The organism is Caballeronia sp., assembly GCF_049581465.1.
Lineage (GTDB): Bacteria > Pseudomonadota > Gammaproteobacteria > Burkholderiales > Burkholderiaceae > Caballeronia.
Genome location: NZ_JBAUSA010000351.1, coordinates 1 through 1,940, shown reverse-complemented (window position 1 = coordinate 1,940; position 1,940 = coordinate 1). Strand labels below are relative to the sequence as shown.

At 61.6% G+C, this 1,940-nt stretch carries 2 protein-coding genes and 1 pseudogene; all 3 read right to left on the bottom strand.

All coding sequences use genetic code 11. The features are described from left to right. Positions 1 to 79: pseudogene (locus WCA53_RS08820) on the bottom strand (tRNA synthetase class II core domain family protein); the annotation flags it as partial. A gap of 6 nt (positions 80 to 85) precedes the next feature. Beyond that, positions 86 to 1,405 (bottom strand): flavodoxin-dependent (E)-4-hydroxy-3-methylbut-2-enyl-diphosphate synthase, encoded by a 1,320-nt coding sequence (gene ispG, locus WCA53_RS08815; protein WP_423908089.1) that lies wholly within the window; start codon positions 1,403 to 1,405, stop codon positions 86 to 88. A 186-nt stretch (positions 1,406 to 1,591) separates the two neighbouring features. After that, on the bottom strand, positions 1,592 to 1,940 hold a 349-nt coding region (locus WCA53_RS08810; RefSeq protein WP_423908086.1), incomplete at its 5' end, for a DUF4115 domain-containing protein.

Genomic DNA, 1,940 nt, shown 5'->3' with positions numbered 1-1,940 from the left:
GCGCGGCATCCTGCGGGAGGATGTCGTTCATGCCCTTCACGCCACTCAGTTTCTCGAGCTTTTTCTTCGGTTCAGTCATCTGTCTTTAGAGTGTTTCTGCCTGCGCGGTTTCGCGCTTGCCGTAAGTACGCGTCACGTAGTCGCTGACGATCTGCTGGAAATCCTCGGCAATGTGTTCACCGCGCAGCGTTTTGACCTTCACGCCGTCGATGAAAACCGGGGCCGCGGGATTTTCGCCGGAACCCGGCAAGCTGATACCGATATTCGCCTGCTTCGATTCTCCCGGTCCGTTCACGATGCAGCCCATCACCGCCACGTGCATCTTTTCGACACCCGGGAACTGGTCCCGCCAAACCGGCATTGAATCACGCAAATACGTCTGGATCTGCGACGCCAGTTCCTGGAACAGTGTGCTGGTGGTGCGTCCGCAACCGGGGCATGCAATCACCATCGGCGTGAACGAACGCAGCCCCATGGTCTGCAGGATTTCCTGGCCGACAATCACTTCGCCGGTGCGCGCGCCGCCCGGTTCAGGTGTCAGCGAAATACGGATTGTGTCGCCGATGCCTTCCTGCAGCAGCACGGACAAAGCCGCCGTCGATGCCACGATGCCCTTCGAACCCATGCCTGCTTCGGTCAATCCGAGGTGGAGCGCGAAGCTGCAGCGCCGGGCCAGTTCACGATAGACCGCGATCAAGTCTTGCACGCCGCTGACCTTGCACGACAAGATGATCTGGTTGCGTCCCAAGCCGATTTCCACGGCGCGTTCCGCCGAGCCGATCGCCGACTGGATCAGCGCTTCGTACATCACGCTTTGCGCTTGCCAAGGCGTTGCGCGCAACGCGTTCTCGTCCATCATTCTCGCGAGCAGGTCCTGGTCGAGACTGCCCCAGTTCACGCCGATCCGGACTGCCTTGCCGTACCGGGCGGCTGCTTCGATCATCTGCGCGAATTGCGTGTCGCGTTTCGCGCCGTGGCCGACATTGCCCGGGTTGATCCGGTACTTGGAAAGCGCTTCGGCGCACGCCGGATAATCGCGCAACAACAAGTGGCCGTTGTAATGAAAATCGCCGACGAGCGGTACCGACACACCCATCCGGTCGAGTTGATCACGAACATGCGGAACGGCGGCAGCGGCTTCGGGCGTGTTCACCGTGATCCGCACCAGTTCCGACCCGGCTTGAGCCAGCTCCTTCACTTGGATTGCCGTGCCGATGGCGTCGGCGGTGTCGGTATTCGTCATCGACTGGATTCGCACGGGCGCGTCGCCGCCGACAGTCACGAGCTGGCCGGCCCAGCGGATGTCGACTGCATGCGATGCACGCCTTTTCCACGATCCGCCGAAGACGGGCTCCGACGAACAAATCTGGCTACTAATAAGGGGTTGTTGAGCTTCGGATTGCATCGAAAGACCCTTTGCGCCGCCGGCCAATGCACGGTGACGCGTATCTGGACATGAAATCGGCGTCGCTACCTTCACGACGCCTCGACTAACCTTCTCGATAACGTTCGCACAAGTTTGTGTCGGCGCCGAGTACCCTTGACGGGCGAGCGGCGCCGGACGTGTGCGTCAGGCTCGCGACCCGGTCAATCAGGGTAGCGAGAAACGCGCTACATTGCCCTTCGCCGGACCGAATTTTGCCGGATCGACAGGCTGCCCGTCGAACGTGAGCGCTTCGAGGCCCGCGCGATTGCCCACGATGACCTTGAACGGCGCATCTCCGGACACCCGCTGGGCGCTGCCGGCGTGAACCAGGCCGGAAAACACTTCCTTGCCGTCCTTTTGGCGCACGGTGAACCAGCTGTCCTTCGCCACCGTCAATTCGAGCGAATTATTGCCTGTCCCTACCGCGGCCGCGTCCGATACAGCTGCTTGCGCAACGGGTGCCGGCGATTGGATGGCCGCAACGACCGGCGCCGAGGCTGCAACGCTCTTGCTC